A 373-nucleotide genomic window follows, 5' to 3' on the forward strand; every position below is an offset into this window, starting at 1 on the left:
GGATACTGTTCATATAGCTGTAAATGCTTTACCAGAGATGGAGAAAAGTGTTGGCGAACGTGAAGTGTGTGCGGGAAGTTCTGTTACGCTGACAAACGGCTCAACTGGTGGTACTGGTGTATGGAGCAGCAGTGCTGTAAGTGTTGCTACAGTGGATAATAATGGATTAGTTCGTGGTGTATCTGCTGGTAACGAAGTGATTACCTATACTGTAACCACTGCCAAAGGTTGTGTAAGTGTGGATACTGCTCATATAGCTGTAAATGCTTTACCAGCGATGGAGAAAAGTGTTGGCCTGCGTGAGGTATGTGCCGGAAGCGCTGTTACACTGACAAACGGCTCAACTGGTGGTACTGGTGTATGGAGCAGCAGT

1 protein-coding gene is annotated in these 373 nt (G+C 46.6%); it reads left to right on the plus strand.

The window, feature by feature from the left end; translation table 11 throughout:
* A partial coding sequence (locus tag IEY13_RS30515) for an Ig-like domain-containing protein (protein ID WP_188959472.1) occupies positions 1–373 on the plus strand: 373 nt, incomplete at both ends.

It is taken from the genome of Filimonas zeae (assembly GCF_014641615.1).
Lineage (GTDB): Bacteria > Bacteroidota > Bacteroidia > Chitinophagales > Chitinophagaceae > Filimonas > Filimonas zeae.